The sequence below is a fragment of the Adlercreutzia equolifaciens genome, assembly GCF_029076695.1.
GTDB classification, from domain to species: domain Bacteria; phylum Actinomycetota; class Coriobacteriia; order Coriobacteriales; family Eggerthellaceae; genus Adlercreutzia; species Adlercreutzia equolifaciens_A.
Window position 1 is genome coordinate 1 of the sequence record NZ_JARFIK010000649.1, and the last position, 287, is coordinate 287.

General features: G+C 64.1%; 1 protein-coding gene. It reads right to left on the reverse strand.

Translation table 11 applies throughout. The annotated features are described in order from the left end of the window. On the reverse strand, nucleotides 1-207 hold a 207-nt coding region (locus tag PZH32_RS13965; protein ID WP_275208869.1), incomplete at its 3' end, for an SAM-dependent methyltransferase. Between the last annotated feature and the right edge of the window lie 80 nt (nucleotides 208-287).

Consider the following 287-nt stretch of genomic DNA (forward strand, 5'->3'; position numbering starts at 1 on the left):
GATGCGTCTGATACGCCCGGCGATCTCGGGGGCGACAGCTGTGATGATGCTCTCGGCACGCCCCGGACCATCAGTGGTGGCCTCGGTGTAGGGAACGAGGATCACGTCTGCCTCGCGCAAGATGCGTACGGTTTTCACGGTGACCAGTTCCGGGTCGCCCGGGCCGACTCCCACTCCGAAAAGCGTGCGTGACGTGGCATCGTTCATGTGGTTCTCCTCAGGTACCCTCGCCTGACGGTTTGTTCGGCAGGAACCGGGCAGAGCGTCTGGCTGCACCGCATGGGGTG